11 protein-coding genes and 2 pseudogenes are annotated in these 16279 nt (G+C 74.5%); 10 read left to right on the top strand and 3 right to left on the bottom strand.

Annotated features, from left to right (window positions below; genetic code table 11):
- Positions 1 to 22: 22 nt before the first annotated feature.
- Positions 23 to 2149, bottom strand: coding sequence for a S9 family peptidase (locus tag ACZ5WC_RS03835; protein ID WP_468539311.1), 2127 nt, complete (start codon positions 2147 to 2149; stop codon positions 23 to 25).
- 177 nt (positions 2150 to 2326) lie between these two features.
- On the opposite strand from ACZ5WC_RS03835, the gene ACZ5WC_RS03830 reads away from it, so the two are divergent.
- The 5 genes from ACZ5WC_RS03830 (at position 2327) to ACZ5WC_RS03810 (ending at position 7186) form a co-directional block, all read left to right on the top strand.
- A complete protein-coding gene (locus tag ACZ5WC_RS03830) occupies positions 2327 to 2521 on the top strand; it encodes a hypothetical protein (protein WP_010063247.1) in 195 nt (64 codons plus the stop codon).
- Between the two features lie 90 nt (positions 2522 to 2611).
- Positions 2612 to 3514: an N-acetyl-1-D-myo-inositol-2-amino-2-deoxy-alpha-D-glucopyranoside deacetylase gene (gene mshB, locus ACZ5WC_RS03825; RefSeq protein ID WP_468539310.1), complete on the top strand. Its 903-nt coding sequence runs from the start codon at positions 2612 to 2614 to the stop codon at positions 3512 to 3514.
- On the top strand, positions 3511 to 4056 hold the full coding sequence (locus ACZ5WC_RS03820) for a DUF6113 family protein (protein WP_468539309.1): 546 nt from the start codon (positions 3511 to 3513) through the stop codon (positions 4054 to 4056). The genes mshB and ACZ5WC_RS03820 overlap by 4 nt, the downstream gene beginning before the upstream one ends.
- Positions 4057 to 4231: 175 nt before the next feature.
- Positions 4232 to 6445 carry a peptidoglycan binding domain-containing protein gene (locus tag ACZ5WC_RS03815; protein WP_468539308.1) on the top strand — a complete coding sequence of 738 codons (2214 nt, stop codon included), beginning with the start codon at positions 4232 to 4234 and terminating at the stop codon, positions 6443 to 6445.
- A 237-nt stretch (positions 6446 to 6682) separates the two neighbouring features.
- The gene (locus ACZ5WC_RS03810; protein WP_468539307.1) at positions 6683 to 7186 is read left to right on the top strand and encodes a DUF4265 domain-containing protein; all 504 of its coding nucleotides are present in this window, start codon (positions 6683 to 6685) and stop codon (positions 7184 to 7186) included.
- Here ACZ5WC_RS03810 and ACZ5WC_RS03805 read toward each other — a convergent pair.
- Positions 7161 to 8324: an MFS transporter gene (locus ACZ5WC_RS03805; RefSeq protein ID WP_468539306.1), complete on the bottom strand. Its 1164-nt coding sequence runs from the start codon at positions 8322 to 8324 to the stop codon at positions 7161 to 7163. The genes ACZ5WC_RS03810 and ACZ5WC_RS03805 overlap by 26 nt on opposite strands.
- Here ACZ5WC_RS03805 and ACZ5WC_RS03800 point away from each other — a divergent pair.
- The 5 genes and pseudogenes from ACZ5WC_RS03800 to ACZ5WC_RS03780 form a co-directional block, all read left to right on the top strand.
- Positions 8244 to 8867 (top strand): annotated as a pseudogene (locus tag ACZ5WC_RS03800) (ArsR/SmtB family transcription factor); the annotation flags it as partial. The gene ACZ5WC_RS03805 and the pseudogene ACZ5WC_RS03800 overlap by 81 nt on opposite strands.
- 165 nt (positions 8868 to 9032) lie before the next feature.
- Entirely contained in the window at positions 9033 to 11657 is a 2625-nt protein-coding gene (gene lanKC, locus ACZ5WC_RS03795) for a class III lanthionine synthetase LanKC (protein ID WP_468539305.1), read from the top strand.
- 69 nt (positions 11658 to 11726) lie between these two features.
- Positions 11727 to 11858: a SapB/AmfS family lanthipeptide gene (locus tag ACZ5WC_RS03790; protein WP_096626963.1), complete on the top strand. Its 132-nt coding sequence runs from the start codon at positions 11727 to 11729 to the stop codon at positions 11856 to 11858.
- A 178-nt stretch (positions 11859 to 12036) separates the two neighbouring features.
- The gene (locus tag ACZ5WC_RS03785) at positions 12037 to 13797 is read left to right on the top strand and encodes an ATP-binding cassette domain-containing protein (RefSeq protein ID WP_468539304.1); all 1761 of its coding nucleotides are present in this window, start codon (positions 12037 to 12039) and stop codon (positions 13795 to 13797) included.
- A 599-nt stretch (positions 13798 to 14396) separates the two neighbouring features.
- Positions 14397 to 15287: pseudogene (locus ACZ5WC_RS03780) on the top strand (ATP-binding cassette domain-containing protein); the annotation flags it as partial.
- 324 nt (positions 15288 to 15611) lie between these two features.
- Here ACZ5WC_RS03780 and ACZ5WC_RS03775 read toward each other — a convergent pair.
- On the bottom strand, positions 15612 to 16229 hold the full coding sequence (locus ACZ5WC_RS03775) for a LuxR C-terminal-related transcriptional regulator (RefSeq protein ID WP_468539303.1): 618 nt from the start codon (positions 16227 to 16229) through the stop codon (positions 15612 to 15614).
- Between the last annotated feature and the right edge of the window lie 50 nt (positions 16230 to 16279).

Raw genomic sequence — 16279 nt, 5'->3', positions numbered from 1 at the left:
AGGCGGGCGGGGTACGGAGCCCTCAGCTCCGGGTCAGCCCCAGCGAGCGCTTGAGGAAGTCCACCTGAAGCAGGAGCAGGTTCTCCGCGACCTGCTCCTGCGGCGTCATGTGCGTCACCCCGCTCAGCGGCAGCACCTCGTGCGGCCGTCCGGCCGACAGCAGCGCCGAGGACAGCCGCAGGGCGTGCGCGACGACCACGTTGTCGTCGGCGAGCCCGTGGACGATCATCATCGGGCGGAGCTGCTCGGCGGGCTCGGACAGCCCCTCGTCGGTGACCAGCGCATTGGACGCGTACACCTCGGGCTGCTTCGCCGGGTCCCCGAGATAGCGCTCGGTGTAGTGGGTGTCGTACAGCCGCCAGTCCGTCACCGGAGCGCCCACCACGGCCGCGTGGAAGACGTCGGGGCGGCGCAGCACCGCGAGGCCGGAGAGGTAACCCCCGTACGACCAGCCCCGGATGGCGACCCGGGACAGATCGAGCGGGAACCGCTCGGCGAGCGCCCGGAGCGCCTCGATCTGATCGTCCAGGGTGAGGGTGAAGTCGTCCCGCACCGCTTTCTCCCAGGCGGGCGAGCGGCCCGGCGCGCCCCGCCCGTCCGCGACGACCACCGCGAAGCCCTGGTCCGCGAACCACTGCGAGGTCAGGTGCGCGTTGTGGGCGGCGACCACCCGGCGGCCGTGGGGACCGCCGTACGGATCCATCAGGACCGGAAGCGGACCATCCGATTCCCGGTAGCCCGTGGGAAGGAGCACGGCGCACGGAATCCGCCGTGCGCCCCCCTCGGTGAGCGTCACGACGGCGGAGAGGACCGGCCTCTGGGCGAAGCTCGCGATCCGGGCCAGCCGCTTGCCGTCCCGCAGCACCCACGCGGCGGCTCCGGGCTCCTCGGGGACGGCCGAGACCACCACGGTCAGGCCGCCCGAGCGGACGGCGGAGTGCACACCCACCCCTTCGGAAATCCGCTCGATTCCCAGCTCGTTGACCCGGTACACATGGATCTGCCCGACCTCCGGCTCGACCGCGTCCTCACCGGCCACCGCCGAGACCAGGATGTCGGACTCCCCGATGTCCAGCACCGACTGGACATGCAGCTGGGAGCCGGTCAGCAGCCGGTCGCCGACCGCGAGCACCCGGGCGCCGCCCTCGTCCGCGATCCGGACCAGCCGCCCGTCCGGTGCCCACGCGGGCACCCCGGGGAAAAGATCCAGCCACACCGGGTCCTCGTCCACATGCACGATCCGGGTCGCGCCGGTCTCCGGGTCCACCGCCAGATACCGCTGAGCGCGCTGGTCGCGGGTCTGCACCAGCAGCAGCGGAGCACCCGCGGAGGACCAGTGCGCCTGGGCCAGATACGGGAACGCGGCCCGGTCCCAGACCACTTCACGGCGGGCCCCCTCCAGGTCCATGACGAAGAGCCGCACCTCGGCATTGGGCGTCCCCGCCGCCGGGTAGGCGACCTCGGCGGGCTTGCGCTCCGGGTGCGCCGGATCGGCGATCCACCACCGCTGTACGGGGCTGTCGTCGGCCCGCGCCACCAGCAGCCGGTCCGACTCCGGAGACCACCAGAAGCCCCGGTAGCGGTGCATCTCCTCGGCCGCGACGAACTCCGCCAGGCCGTAGGTGACGTGGGAGTCCTCCGGCTCGGCCAGGGCCCGGTCGCCTTCGCCCTGCGCCCCGACGACCCGCAGCGCGCCCTTCGCCACGTACGCGATGTGCCGCCCGTCGGGCGAGGGGCGCGGGTCGATCACCGGGCCCGGCACCGGCAGCGCCCGCGCGGTCCCGGCCCGCAGCTCGGCCACGTACACCTTTCCGGACAGGGCGAAGGCCGCCAGCTCCGCAGCCCGGTCCACCGCGTAGGACACGATGCCCGCCGAACCCTCCCGGGTCCGCTCGCGCCGGGCCCGTTCCTGCGGCGACAGCTTCTCCGCCGAACCGCCCAGCAGGAGTTCGGGATCGGCGGCGATCCGCTCCTCACCGGTCGCCGGGTCGAGCACCCACAGGCGGGTGGTCCGGTCGGTGCCGGAGGCGGACCTGAGGAAGATCACGCGTGTCTCGTCCGGTGAGACGGTGAAGGCGCGAGGTGCGCCGAGAGTGAACCGCTGGGTCCGTGCGTGCTGGCGGGGAAAGGACAGCTTCTGCGAGGTCATGGCTCCGAACCTAGCTCCGAACTCGGCCGCGTGGCGCGGTTCGTGCGCCCCTCGTGCTGCAATGCCCCGATCAATGCGTTGGCACGGATAGTTATGATCCGTAGCGCTCGGTGGGTATGAACCTGCTGGCTCCGCGTGTGCCGCCCGTCCCGACCGTACTGATGGAGGTGAACCGCCGTGGCGCTCTCGATTTCGGCGGTAGTGCTGCTGGCGATCATCGTCTTCCTGCTGATCCGGAAATCCGGACTGAAGGGGGGGCACGCGGTGGTCTGCATGCTGCTCGGGTTCTACATCGCGAGCTCGTCCATCGCGCCGACCATCTCCGACCTGACGACCAACGTGGCGGGGATGATCAGCAGCATCAAGTTCTGACCCGGGCCGGGCACGGGGTACGGGCCGCGAGGCACAGGGGCGCGGGGGCACGGGGGCACGGGGGGTCTCCGGGCTCGTAGGGTGGTCCCCATGAAGGACCTTCCCGCCCGCCGTCTGCTGCTGGTGCACGCGCACCCGGACGACGAGTCGATCAACAACGGCGCCACCATGGCCAGGTATGCGGCCGAGGGCGTCCACGTCACCCTGGTCACGTGCACGCTCGGCGAGGAGGGCGAGGTCATCCCGCCCGCCCTCGCCCGCCTCGCCGCCGACCGGGACGACGTCCTCGGCCCCCACCGGGTCGGCGAGCTGGCCGCGGCGATGAAGGGGCTCGGCGTCACCGACCACCGCTTCCTCGGCGGCGCGGGCCGCTACCGGGACTCCGGAATGATGGGCGCCGAGCAGAACGGCCGCCCCGGCTCCTTCTGGTCCACCCCTGTGGACGAGGCGGCCGCCCACCTCGTCGAGGTGATCCGCGAGGTCCGCCCCCAGGTCCTGGTCACCTACGACCCCGAGGGCGGCTACGGCCACCCCGACCACATCCAGGCCCACCGGGTCGCGATGCGCGCCGCCGACCTGGCCGCCGACCCGGCGCACGGCACCGGCGTCCCGCACACCGTCGCGAAGATCTACTGGAACCGGGTGGAGCGCCCCGTGGCCGAGGCCGCCTTCGACCGGCTGCGCACCACGGCGCCGGACGCCTTCCCGGGCATCGCGGCCGTGGACGACGTCCCGGGAGTGGTCGCGGGCGACGAGATCACCGCGGAGATCGACGGATCGGCGTACGCCGGGGCGAAGTCGGCGGCGATGCGCGCCCATGCCACCCAGATCGTGGTGGACGGCCCCTTCTTCGCCCTCTCCAACGACCTGGGCCAGCCCCTGCTGACGACCGAGTGGTACCAGCTGGTGCGGGGAGTCCCGGGGGCGCCCCCGGGAGCCCGCGAGAGCGACCTGTTCGCGGGCCTGCCGGACACCACGGGGGGCGCGGCATGAGCGGCAGCCCGGGCAAGGGCGGCGGCGCGAGCGGGAGCAAGGGCGCGAACCCCGGCAAGGGTGGCGGAACAGGCGGCAACCCGGGCAAGGGCCGCGATCGCGCAGGCGCCTCCCGTGCCCCGCGGACCGACGCCCCGCCGAGGGCCCCCGAGCCTTCCGCGTTCACCGCCCGGCCGAACCCGGCCCGGATCGCGGGCTACTTCGGCCTGGCCGTGCTCGGCGTCCTCGTCGCGCTCGCCGGAACGCTCGTCCAAGCCGCCTGGTTCCCGGGCGGGTTGATCATCGCGCTGGCGGGCTCCGGGGGCCTCTTCTACGGAGGCCGCATCCTGACCGGCACCCAGATCGGCGCGCTCGCGCCCGCGGTCGGCTGGTTCATCACCGTGTTCCTTCTGCTGAGCGGGCGGCCGGAGGGCGACTACGTCTTCGGCGACGAACTCGGCCTGGTGCTCTTCATGCTCGGCGGCACCGCCGTCGCTGTGATGTGCGCCACCACGTCAAAAGTGCCGCAATCAGCCACCCGCAACGCCCGGTCCGGCATCTGAAGTGCCAAGTCCGGGACCGGAACAACCCCCACAGGTGTGATGCACGGGTGGAGGTTTCCCCCGGTCGCGGAGTGTCCGACGGCGGCGGCCAGTATGGTGGTGCGCGCGCCGAGCCGTCCCCTGGCCTGCGGCATGGGGGAAGTACGGGCGGCGGAGCCAATCGGGAGAACCTGCTTTGAGTCGTGAAACTGACAGTTCGTCGTCCGGGCCCCAGGGGCGCGGTGGGGCCGCGTACCCATCGGGTACGCCGCCGTACGGATCCCGCCAGTATCCGTCGCTGCACCCGTCGCAGGACGGCTCGGACGGCACCCCGGAATCCGTGGATCCGCCCCGGCCCGAGGAACCGAAGACCGAGACGACGCTGACGACGCGGATCCGGATCAACATCCCCGGGTCGCGCCCCATCCCACCGGTCGTGATGCGTACGCCGATGGCCGAGAGCGACATCGCCACGGGCGGCCCCGACGCGGAGCGCACCGGCAGCACACCGCGCCCCGGCACGCCGTCGGCCGCACCGGCGGGCCGCGCGGGCGGTGCGGACCGTGCGTCCGGCCCGTCCGGCCCGGCCGCTCCGGACAGCAGCGCGACGGCCGACCGGTCCCGGGACGGCGGCGCGCCCGCCGACCAGGTGCCCGCGGAGAAGCCGGCCCGGGAGAAGAGCGGCAGCGACTGGTTCGCCCCGCGCAAGGCCCCGACCCCGCCCCAGGGCGTGGCCACGCAGGGCCCCGGCGCTGCCGGTGGCGGCTCTTCCGCCATGGGGGGCGCTCCGGGCGGTCCGGTCGGTTCCGGCCCGGGTGGCCTCGGCTCCGGTCCGGGTGCGGGCGGTCCGGGCGGGCCCGGCCCGTCCGGTCCCGGCGCTCCCGGCGGCGGCCCGGGTCCCTCGCGCCCCGACCTGCCGTATTTCTCGGACGCCCCGCAGCCCGGCGGTGGTCCGGGTGACCCCGGCGCACCCCGCCGCAGCGCGCTCGACGGGTACGGCGCGGAGCCCTCCGGCGGCGGTCCGCTGTCCACCCCCGACCTCGGTGTGCGGACGCCCGGCCCGTCCGGCCCCACCACGGGCCCGGCCACCGGCACCTCATCGCTGACCCCGAACCTCAGCGGCATCCCGGGCCTCGGCGGCCCAGGCCCGATGGTCCCGGGCGTCCCCGGCGGCGTACCGCCCCGGATGTCCGACGACACTGCGATCCTCACGCCGCAGGCACCGGTGCCCGAGCCCGGCCCCGGCGGCCATGTCTCGGGCGACACGCTGACCAGTGGCATCCCGGTCGTACCCAGCGGGCCCCGCTCGCCGTTCCCGGACCGGCCGGACGGCCTCGGCGACCCGGCGGCGGGCGGCCCCGGCGGGCCGGGGGAATCCGGTGTTCCCGCACCCGGGCCCGCCGCACCCCGTCCGGCGGCGCAGTCCGCCCCCGCTCCCGCCTCTGCTCCCGCCCCCGCGAAGAAGGGCCGCTCGAAGCTGGTCCTCCTCGGTGTGGCCGCGGTCGTGCTGCTCGGGATCGCCTACGGGGCGGGCCTCCTGCTGAACCACTCCGAGGTCCCCAAGGGCACCACGGTGCTCGGAGTCGACATCGGCGGCGGCACCAAGGAGGAGGCGGTCACCAAGCTCGAAGCCGCACTCGGCGAGCGGGCCCGGACGCCGCTCCAGCTGTCAGTGGACGGCAAGGAGGAGAAGCTCGACCCCGCAAAGGCCGGTCTCACCCTGGACAGCCAGGAGACCGTGCGCGGCGCGGCGGGCAGCGACTACAACCCCGTCTCGGTGATCGGTTCGCTGTTCGGCAGGGAGCGCCCCGCCAACCCGGTGATCCCGGTCGACGAGGAGAAGCTCGGCGTGGCCCTGTCCGACCTGGCGGGCGACTCCGGGTCCGCCGCCGACGCCACGATCCGCTTCGAGCCGAACAAGGCCGTGGCGGTGCCGGGCAAGCCGGGCAAGACGCTGGACGTCGGCCAGTCGCTGATCTCGGTCCGTGATGCCTTCCGCGCCCAGGTGCAGACCGGGCAGGCCAAACTGGTCGAACTGCCCGTCACCACCAGCGAACCCACCATCACCGAAGCCGAACTGAACCGGGCGATGAAGGAGTTCGCGGAGCCCGCGATGTCCGGCCTGATCACGATCAAGGCCGGACCCAAGCAGATCCAGTTCGGCCCGGCCAGGAGCCTGCCGCAGATCCTCTCGATGAAGCCCGTCGAGGGGCGGCTGGTCGACGTCTACGACAAGAAGGCGATCGACACCCTCCTGGAGGGCGTCTTCGACGGCATCACGGCGGTCAAGGCCGACGGCAAGGCGCGCCAGGTCGGCGCGGACGACGTGGCCCAGGCCATGAAGACGGCCCTGACCGGGAAGACCCCGGCCGAGCGCACGGTCACCATCGACCTGACGGGCCAGGGCTGACGTCCTACGGGCGCGCCGCCGAGGGCGCCATCCGCCGCCCCCGCCCGGACCGCTCCGGGCGGGGGCGGCGTGCGCTTGCCCAGGTCGGCCGTACACATCAAGAGGTGTGATCGAGGAGCCCCATGAGGCGCTGATTAATCCAACAACTGGTGTCGCGTGCCGGGGAATTGACGATTCCGGCTCGGCCGGCCCGCCCCCGGACAGGCGAGGGCGGGGCGTACGGGGGACGATGGGGCCATGAGTGCCCCTGCCGGACCGGAACGCCCGCCCCGTGAAACCGACCAGATCAAGATCTGGTTCCGCTTCGTGCCTCGCGAGGGCTGGTTGCCGTACGACACGGAGGGGTTGTGGGCGACACGGATGGGTCCGGACACCGCACGGGTGGACAATGTGCCCTTCCTTCAGGACGGGGTCGCCGAGGGCGAGACCGTACGGTTCCGGACGGACGAGCACGGCGTGCACTGGGCCATGGGCCGGGTGGCGGACTCGGGCAACTGCACCGTACGGGTGCTCCCCGTGCCGGAGGGTCCGCTCGGGCCGGACGCACGCGCTGTGCACGAGCGGCTCGCGGGGTTCGGGCTGCGGGGTGAGGTGTTCAGCGCCGAGTTCCCGCTGGTCGCGCTGACCGTGCCGGGCGGGGCGGACCTGCGGGGGGTCAAGGCGCTGCTCGCCCGGGGCCGGGACGAGGGCTGGTGGCACTTCGAGGTCTCGTGCGTCACGGATGCGTGGCGGGCGGCGTGACACCTCCGGCCGCTTGATCCTTTCGTAGGGGCGGCGGGGACGGGACGTGCCCGTACGGTGATCCTTCTTCCCCGGGCAGTCCGCCCCCGTCCTCACCCGCCGCGGTGCGCAGCCCCGGCGCCAGCGCCAGGGTCACCGCCACCGAGAGCGCCGCGACCGCCGCCATACCCGTCGCGGGGGAGGTCAGCTGGGCGATGGCCCCCGCCACGGCGGCGCCCACCCCCTGCATCGCGAGCATCCCCGAGGAGGCCAGCCCGAGGGCCTGACCGCTCAGTTCCGGCGGCGTAAGGGCCACCAGCCGTTCCTGGAGCAGCAGGCTCGCGGCGAAGCCGACGCTCGCCAGGGCCACCGCCGCCAGCGCGATCGGCAGCCCCGGGCGCAGGACGAAGAGGAGGTAGGGCGCGGCCAGCAGCAGCCGGAGCGGGCTGCCGAGCCGCGCCCGCCACCGCACCGTGACGAACCGCCCGACCAGCGCGTCCCCGGCCAGCATCCCCAGGGCCCCGCCGGCGAAGAGCAGCCCGGCGTGTCCGGGGGCGTAGGCGACGTACAGGGACTCGCAGCCCACGACGAGCCCGTTGGGCACCCACAGCGCGAGGAACACGTACCGGCGCGGCACGGACGACCAGAGCCGCGCGTTCGTCCGCCGGGTCTCGCCGACCGAGGCCCGGCCGGTGGCCCGTGGCGTCCGGGCGCTGAGCCCGAACCGGGCCACGGCCGCCGCGACGACGTACAGGGCCGCCCCGACCAGCAGCGTGCCGCGCGCGGAGAACACGGCCACCAGCATCCCGCCCACCGCGAACCCGCAGATCTGCATCGCGCCGCCCGTCATGGTCAGCACGGAGCGGCCGAGCAGGAACCCCTCGCGCGGAACGATCTCGTTGAGCAGCCCGTACCGTACGCCGCCGCCCGGCGACGCGGCCGCCCCCAACGCCAGCAGCACGGCGAACGCGGCCCACAGCGGCAGCCCCGGAACCGCCTGGACGCACGCGCCGAGCGCGGACAGCAGGGCCAGGGCGGTCAGCGCGGCGCGCGGCGGCACCCGGTCCGCCGCCGAGAGCAGGGTGAGCGCCCCGCCGCGCTGGACCGGGACGACCTGGCCCCCCGCAGTGCCGACGTCCTGGAGTGGGTGTGGACACACGCGGTGGAGCCGGAGTGGCCCGCCCGGCGCCGGGTTCTGGAGGCCGACGTGATCGCCAGGTCCGCCCGGTTGAGCCGAGGAGGCTGGGCGGAGGCGATCGACGGGATGCGGCCCGGGATGCGCTGGCTGGGGAAGAGCCGGCTCCAGATCAACGCGTACGACAACCCGCCGCGCGAACTGGACGGGGCGCAACTGGTGTTCACGCCCGTCACCGCCGACGTGGGCTGGGTCTGCTGGGACATCCCGCACCGCTACGGCGTCGTCTACCCGTGCGCGGGCGCCCTCGCCGACCCCGGGCGAACCCCCGTACCGCAGGCGCTCGGAGCGCTGATCGGCCCCGCCCGGGCGGGAGTTCTCGTCCTGCTGGCCTCGCCGCTGTCCACGACCCAGCTGACCGCGCTGACCGGGCAGGGGCTGGGGTCCGTCGGGCGCCACCTGCGGGTCCTGCTGGACGCCGGGCTGGTGCGCCGCCGCCGGGCCGGACGGTCCGTGCTCTATTTCCGTACGTCGGCGGGGGACGGGCTGGTGCGCGTGGCGGGCTGAACGCGCCCCCCGCGCGCCCCCGTCCGCAGCTGGGAAGTCACCGGAAGGCGATGCGGTCCGCATGGGTCGTGCGCATGTATGAGTCGTGACATCGGTGACTATTGGCGATGCTCATCGTTGTGACAATTTCTCTCTCGTCAGCAACGACCGAGCGAGGGGAATGTCGTGAATCCGGAGTACGCCGCGTACTGCCAGGCGGACCGCCGCTTCTACGACGCCCCCCACCGCTCCCCCGAATCCCTCGGAGAGGGGGACGAGGACCGCTCGTTCTTCGCTCCGGTCCGGGGCGCGGCACCCCAGGGGTGGACCCGCTCCCGGCGCGGCGACTGGCTCTCCTTCAGCCCGGACGGGCTCCGGCTGCCGGCCCAGGGCTGGAAGATCCACATATCGGCCGCCGCCGACAACGCCGCATCCGTGCTGGAGCGGGTCGCCGGACACTGTCTGGCCCACCGGCTGCCCTTCAAGTGCGTACCGTCGCCGGGCCTGTTGAACCTGCGGAACGCCAAGTACGCGGACCGGGCGGGGAGCGGCAAGTTCATCACCGTCTACCCGCACTCCGAGGACACGTTCCCCGAGGTGTGCGCCGCGCTGATGAAGCTGCTGGAGGGCGAGCACGGCCCGTACATCCTCAGCGATCTGCGGTGCGGGAACGGTCCGGTGCACACCCGGTACGGGTCGTTCGCCGCCCGCTTCTGTACGGGCCCCGACGGGCGGCCCGTGCCCGCCGTCGCCGACCCGCAGGGCCGCCTGGTCCCCGACGACCGGGGCCCCGCCTTCCGGATACCCGCCTGGGTGACGCCGCCCGACTTCCTGCGCCCGCACCTCGAAGCCCGCGCCGCCGTCGGCCTCGGCGATGTGCCGTACACCGTCGAGAAGGCGCTCCATTTCTCCAACGGCGGCGGCGTCTACCTCGGCCGCGACACCCGCACCGGCGAGCAGGTCGTCCTCAAGGAGGCCCGCCCCTACGCCGGGCTCGCCGCCGACGGGGCGGACGCCGTCGCCCGGCTGGAGCGGGAGCGGGCCGCGCTGGAGCAACTGGCCGGACTGGACTGCGCACCGGCCGTGCACGACGCGTTCGAGGCCGGTGACCACCACTTCCTCGTCCTCCAGTACCTGCCGGGCACCACCCTCAACACCGTCTTCGCCCGCCGCTTCCCGCTCGCCCGGCAGAACCCGGGCCCGGAGCAGCTCGCCGAACACGCGGCGTGGGCCGAGGAGGTGTACGGGAAGGTCGAGCGCGCCGTCGAGGCCGTGCACGCCCGGGGCATCGTCATCAGCGACCTGCACATGAGCAACGTCATGGTCGACGAGGAGACCTCCCGGATCTTCCTCCTGGACTTCGAGGCCGCCTCCCCGGCCGGTGACCGGCGCCGCCAGATCGTCGCCAACCCGGCCTTCGTGGCCCCGCCCGACCGGCGTGGCACCGAGATCGACCGGTACGCGCTGGCCTGTCTGCGGCTCGCCCTGTATCTGCCGCTCACCACGCTCTTCGGCGTCGACCGCACGAAGGCCGCCGGTCTCGCCCGCGAGATCGCAGGTGTGTTCCCGGTGGCGGAGGAGAGCCTGCGGCCGGCGGTGGAGGAGATCCTGCGGGGTACGCAACCGGCTGCCGCGCTGCCGCCGGCCCCCGGTGACTGGCCGGAGAGCCGCGCCGCGATGGCCCGGGCCATCGCGGCCTCCTGTACGCCCGACCGCGAGGACCGGTGCTTCCCGGGCGACATCGCCCAGTTCGCCACGGCGACCGGCGGCCAGTCCTTCGCGTACGGGGCGGCCGGAGTGCTCTACGCCCTGCACGAGACCGGCGCCCCGCGCGTCGAGCCGGCCGAGGAATGGCTGCTGCGGCAGGCCAAGGACCCGGCCTCCGGCTCCCCCCTCGGCTTCTACGACGGTCTCACCGGCATCGCCTGGACCCTGGACCGGATCGGCCGCCCCGCCGAGGCGTCCGACCTCATCCGGATCGTCCTGGGGCAGCCCCTGGAAGGCCTGACGCCGGGCCTGCACAGCGGGTACGCCGGTATCGGCCTCGCCCTCGACGACCTGGCCCGCACCGCCTCCGCCGTCGAAGGCCCGGCGCTCGCCGCCGCTGCCGACCGCTGCACCGACCTCGCCGTACGCGCCCTGGTCGACGGTCCGCCCTCACCCCGGACCGGGCTCCTGCACGGCGCGAGCGGGGTCGCCCTGCTGCTGGTCCGCCGGTACGGGACCACCGGGGACACCGCCCTCCTCGACCTGGCGGCCGCCGCGCTGCGGCGCGACCTGGACCGGTGCCGGGCGGGCGACGACGGCGAACTCCTCGTCGTCGAGGGCAAGCGGCTGATGCCCTACCTCGGAGCGGGCAGCGCCGGCATCGCGGCCGTCATCGACGCCTACCTGGCCCACCGCCCCGACCCGGAGCTGGAGGCCGCGGGCCGCGCCCTGGTCCCGGCCGCCCTCTCCGCCTTCTACGTCCAGCCCGGACTGCTGCGCGGCTCGGCCGGACTCCTCCTGCACCTGGCGGCCACGCCCCTGTGCGACGAGGAGACCCGGCAGCGGGCGATCCGCCTCCACACCCGCCTCCTGGCCGGTCAGGCGCTCGCGTACGAGGGCGGACTCGCCTTCGCCGGCGAACAGTTGATGCGGATGTCGATGGACCTGGCCACCGGGACCGCCGGCTGCCTGCTCGCCCTGGGCAGTGCGCTGGACACCGCACCGGGCCCGCCCGCCACGCTTCCCTTCCTCGCCGCCGCTCCACAGGCGGCCCACCCCGGCCGCGCGAGCGGCCCCACGGACCGGCTCCTTCAGGGGTCGTAGCAACACCACCGCTCAACACCCAGCCGGAGCAACGGATTCCGGTTGCCGTCCCAGAAAGGAAACACCATCATGGCGCTTCTCGACCTTCAGGCGATGGAGACCCCGGCCGAGGACTCCTTCGGTGAGCTCGCGACGGGCAGCCAGGTCTCGCTCCTGGTCTGCGAGTACAGCTCGCTGAGCGTGACCCTCTGCACCCCGTGACGCCTCGCCGCCCGCTCCGCCGGTGAACGTAGCGGCGGACCGGGCGGCCCGTCCGCCGGTCCCGTGCGGTTCGTCCGCCCGGGACCGGCGGCGTCCTCACGTCCGTACGCGATCGACGCGGGTCCGGAAAGGGAGACCACGTGCCGACCGACCGCCGCGAGCCGGAAGGCAGGAATACGTGCGGCTGATACCCCGCCCCGCGACCGCATCCGGCCCCCGCGGGCTCGCCCGCCGCCACCCCGCCGCCCTGCTGGCCCTGTTCCTCTGCTCCACCGGCGGCGCGCTCGCCGCCCTCGCCCTGCCCGCCGCCCTCGGCCACACGGTCGACGGGCTCATCGACGGCGGTCCCGTGCCCTGGTCCGGGCTGCTGCTCTGCGCCGTACTGACCCTCGCCGAGACCGGATTCGACGCGGGCGCGGCCGTGCTCGGCACCAGCACCACCGCCCGGCTCACCGCCCACCTGCGCACCCGCACCGCCGCCCGGGTCCTGGCCGCCGAACCGCGCGCCGCCCTCGCCGTACCGACCGGCGACCTCACCGCCCGGCTCACCGCCCGCACCGCCGACGCGGCGGCCGCACCCGTCACCGCCGCCGGAGCCGTCGCAGGCGTCCTGCTGCCCCTTGGCGCGGTCGCCGGCCTCTTCCTCATCGACCCCTGGACGGCGGCCGCCTTCCTCCTCGGCGCACCCCTCCTCGTCGCCCTCCTGCACACCTTCACCCGCCGCACCGCCGACGCCGGGGCCGACTACCAGCGTGCTCAGTCCGTCATCGCCCACCGCCTCACCGAGGCCCTCGACGGCGCCGACACCATCCGCGCCGCCCGCACCGGAGCCCGCGAGTACCGCCGCATCCTCGAACCGCTCGGCGCCCTGGCCGACCACGGCCGCCGCACCTGGACCGTGTACGGGCGGGCCGCCGGCCAGAGCGCCCTCCTGCTGCCCCTCCTCATGCTGCTGGTCCTCGCGGTCGGCGGACTCCGCCTCGGCGCGGGCGCGATCGGCGTCGGCGACCTGGTCGCCGCCTCCCGGTACGCGGCTCTCGCCGTCGGCATCGGCGCCCTCACCGGAGCCCTCGGCGCTCTCGCCCGCAGCCGGGCCGCCGCCCGCACCCTGGACCCGCTCCTCACCCTGGACCCGCTGCCGCACGAGGGGCTGGGCCCGCTCCCCGGCGGCCCGGGCCACCTCGAACTCCGGGACGTCGGTGTCGTCCAGGACGGGCAGCCGCTGCTCACCGGCGTACACCTGAGCGTCCCCGGCGGTACGTCGCTGGCCGTCGTCGGGCGCTCGGGCTCGGGCAAGTCGGTGTTCGCGGCGGTCGCCGGACGACTCCTGGACCCGGACACCGGGACCGTGCTCCTCGACGGCGTCCCGCTCACCGCCATGGACCCCGCCCTCCTGCGCCCCGAGGTCGCCTACGCCTTCGCGCGCCCCGCCCTGCCCGGCACCACGGTCGAGGACACGATCGCCCTCGGGCCGTGGACCGCGGCCCCCGAGGCGGTACGGGCCGCCGCCCGGGCCGCCCGCGCCGACGGGTTCGTCGGGCTCCTCCCGTACGGCTACGCCACCCCGCTCACCGACGCCCCGCTCTCCGGCGGCGAACGCCAACGGCTCGGCCTGGCCCGCGCGTTCGCCCACCCCGGCCGGCTGCTGATCCTGGACGACGCCCTCTCCGGCCTCGACACCGTCACCGAGCACCACGTCCGCCGCGCCCTCGACGAGCGGGCCGGGCGCTGCACCCGCGTGATCGTGGCCCACCGGCTCTCCTCGGCCGCCCGCGCGGACCGGGTCCTCTGGCTGGAGGACGGCCGCGTCCGGGCGACGGGCCCGCACGAGGAGCTGTGGGCCGATCCGGAGTACCGGGCGGTCTTCCGTACGGAGCCGGCGGAGGTGCCGCCGAGCCCGCCGCGCTCCGAAGCGACGCAGGCAGCGGAGACCCGGTGAAGGCACCTCGGCCACCCCGACGACCCCGACCGGCCCAGGGCGACGCTCGCCGCGACGGCGCCCTCACCCGCGTCACGCACGACGCCCGCCCCTTCCTCCGCGCCCGCACGGGAGTCGCCTGGCGACTGGCCGGCTGGTCCCTGCTGGAGTTCGTCCAGACCTTCCTCGGCGGATACGGCGTCGCCAGGGCCCTCGACCACGGCTTCCTCGCCGGACGCCCGCTCACCGGCCTCCTCTGGCTGGCCGTCGCCGCCGCGGCCGTGCTCCCCGCCCAGCTGGCCACCCGCGGGGTCTTCGCACGCCTGGCGGACCTGGTGGAGCCGCTGCGCGACGGACTCGTGCGGCGCGCGGTGTCCCGGGCGCTCTCCGGTGCGCTCGCGCACCCCGCGGGCACCACCGCCCGCTCCCTCTCCCAGGTCACCCACCAGAGTGAGATCGCCCGGGACGGCTGGGCCGGACTCGTCCTGACGCTGCGGTCGTTCGTGTTCACGGTGGCCGGGGCCGTGGCGGGGCTGCTGGCCCTGGAGCCGAGGCTCCTGCTGATCGTGGCGCCCCCGCTGATCCTGGGCGCCGCCCTCTTCCTGGCCACCCTGCTGCCGATGGCCGCCCGCCAGCGCGACTACCTCACCGCCGACGAGGCGTACGCGGCCCACGCGGGCCGGGCCGCCGGCGACCTGCGGGACATCGCCGCCGCCGGGGCCGCCGACCGCACGGTGGCGGAGGCCCGGGACCTGGCCGAGGACCAGGTCCGCGCGGCCCGTTCACTGGCCCGCTGGTCCGGTGTACGGGTGGTGGCGCTCGCGGTCTGCGGCCGCTTCCCGCCCCTCCTGCTGCTTGTCGGCGCTCCTTGGCTGCTCCGCAACGGCCTTACGTCCGGCGCACTGGTGGGCGCACTGACCTACCTCACCCAGGCGCTGGCTCCGGCGGTCCAGGCGCTGATGACCATGCTCTCCACGGTCGGCGGCCGCCTGCTGGTGGTCCTGGACCGCTTCACGGACGCGCCGCCGCCCCCGGCCGAGGACGAGGCGGACCACCCCCGACCGCTTCCGGAGGGCCACGCCCCCGTGGCCGAACTCCGCGCCGCCACCTTCGCGTACGGGCCCGCCGCGCACCCCGTGCTGGACCGGCTCTCCCTCTGCGTCGCCCCCGGCGAGCACCTGGCCGTCGTCGGGCCGAGCGGCAGCGGCAAGTCGACGCTCGCCGCAGTCCTGGCCGGCGTGGAGGCGCCGACCGGAGGCGCCGTGCTGTGGCACGGGCGGCCGGCGCGAGGGGCCGACGCCACCTCCGTACGCGTCCTGCTGCCCCAGCACGCCTACGTGTTCACCGGCTCGCTGCGCGACAACCTCCGCTACCTCCGCCCGGACGCGGATGACCGGTCCATCGCCGCCATGATCGACGCGCTCGGCCTGGACTGCCTGCTCTCCCGGCTCGGATCACTCGACGCGGACCTGGAACCGGACCGGCTCTCCCAGGGGGAGCGCCAGCTGGTAGCCCTCGGACGGGCGTATCTGGCGGCCCCGCCCATGATCGTGCTCGACGAGGCGACCAGCCGCCTCGACCCGGCCGCCGAGACCCGCGCCGAGCTCGCCTTCGCCGCGCTGCCGGGCGCCCTTGTGGTCGTCGCCCACCGCCTCAGCTCGGCCCGCCGCGCCGACCGGATCCTCGTGATGGACGGCCCCCGCACCCGCTGCGGGACCTCCGCGGAACTGCTGCGGACCTCGGCCCTCTACCGGGACCTGGCCGGGCTCTGGGAACCGGACGAGGAGCCCCGCCGCAACAACGGCGAACCGGACAGCCGGCCCACGGGAACGGGTTCATATCCACCCCGCCTCCTTCGCCCGTCTGATGGCGTCGACCCGATTGCGCGCCCCGGACTTCCGAATGGCGGCGGCGAGGTAGTTGCGCACCGTGCCAGGGGTCAGATGCAGCCGCTGCGCGATACCGGAGACGGTCTCCCCGCCCTCGGCAAGGGAGAGCACACTCAATTCCCTGGGCGATAAGGGCATGTCGGCCACCTGCAACAGGCTGAACGCGAGTGACTCGTCGATATGCCGTCCGCCGTCGGCCAGTTTGTGCATGACTTCGGAGAGGTCGTCCACCGGCCGGTACTTGTCGATATAGCCGCGGGCGCCCGCCTCGTAGGCCCGGCGCAACCCCCGCGGCCGGTCGCTGCGGGTGAGGACCGCCAGCGGACAGCCCCTGCCGTGCGGTTCGGCCAGCGACCTCACCTCCTCCAGGACGACCAGCGCGTTCGGACAGTCGAGGTCGGTGAGCAGCACATCCGGTCCTGGTTCCGGCCCGGTGCCGGCGAGTGCCGAACGTATCGCGCCCCGGTCAGCCGTCGTCACGTCTATTCCCTGCCCCGCGCCGAGCAGGGAGGCCAGCGAAGCACGCCACAGCGGCACGGTGTGGACCAGCAGAACGGTTGTCATCAAGCTGCCCTCGGCATTTCTCTCCTGGCGCGCACTACAGGCGCATCGCG

The organism is Streptomyces sp. NPDC033165 (assembly GCF_055577965.1).
This window is presented reverse-complemented; position numbering and strand designations above follow the sequence as displayed.

Coding starts and splice junctions, on each gene's coding strand:
- ACZ5WC_RS03835 (WP_468539311.1), bottom strand. CDS start 2,149: ATGACCTCGCAGAAGCTGTCCTTTCCCCGCCAGCACGCACGGACCCAG.
- ACZ5WC_RS03790 (WP_096626963.1), top strand. CDS start 11,727: ATGGCGCTTCTCGACCTTCAGGCGATGGAGACCCCGGCCGAGGACTCC.
- ACZ5WC_RS03810 (WP_468539307.1), top strand. CDS start 6,683: ATGAGTGCCCCTGCCGGACCGGAACGCCCGCCCCGTGAAACCGACCAG.
- ACZ5WC_RS03775 (WP_468539303.1), bottom strand. CDS start 16,229: ATGACAACCGTTCTGCTGGTCCACACCGTGCCGCTGTGGCGTGCTTCG.
- mshB (WP_468539310.1), top strand. CDS start 2,612: ATGAAGGACCTTCCCGCCCGCCGTCTGCTGCTGGTGCACGCGCACCCG.
- ACZ5WC_RS03820 (WP_468539309.1), top strand. CDS start 3,511: ATGAGCGGCAGCCCGGGCAAGGGCGGCGGCGCGAGCGGGAGCAAGGGC.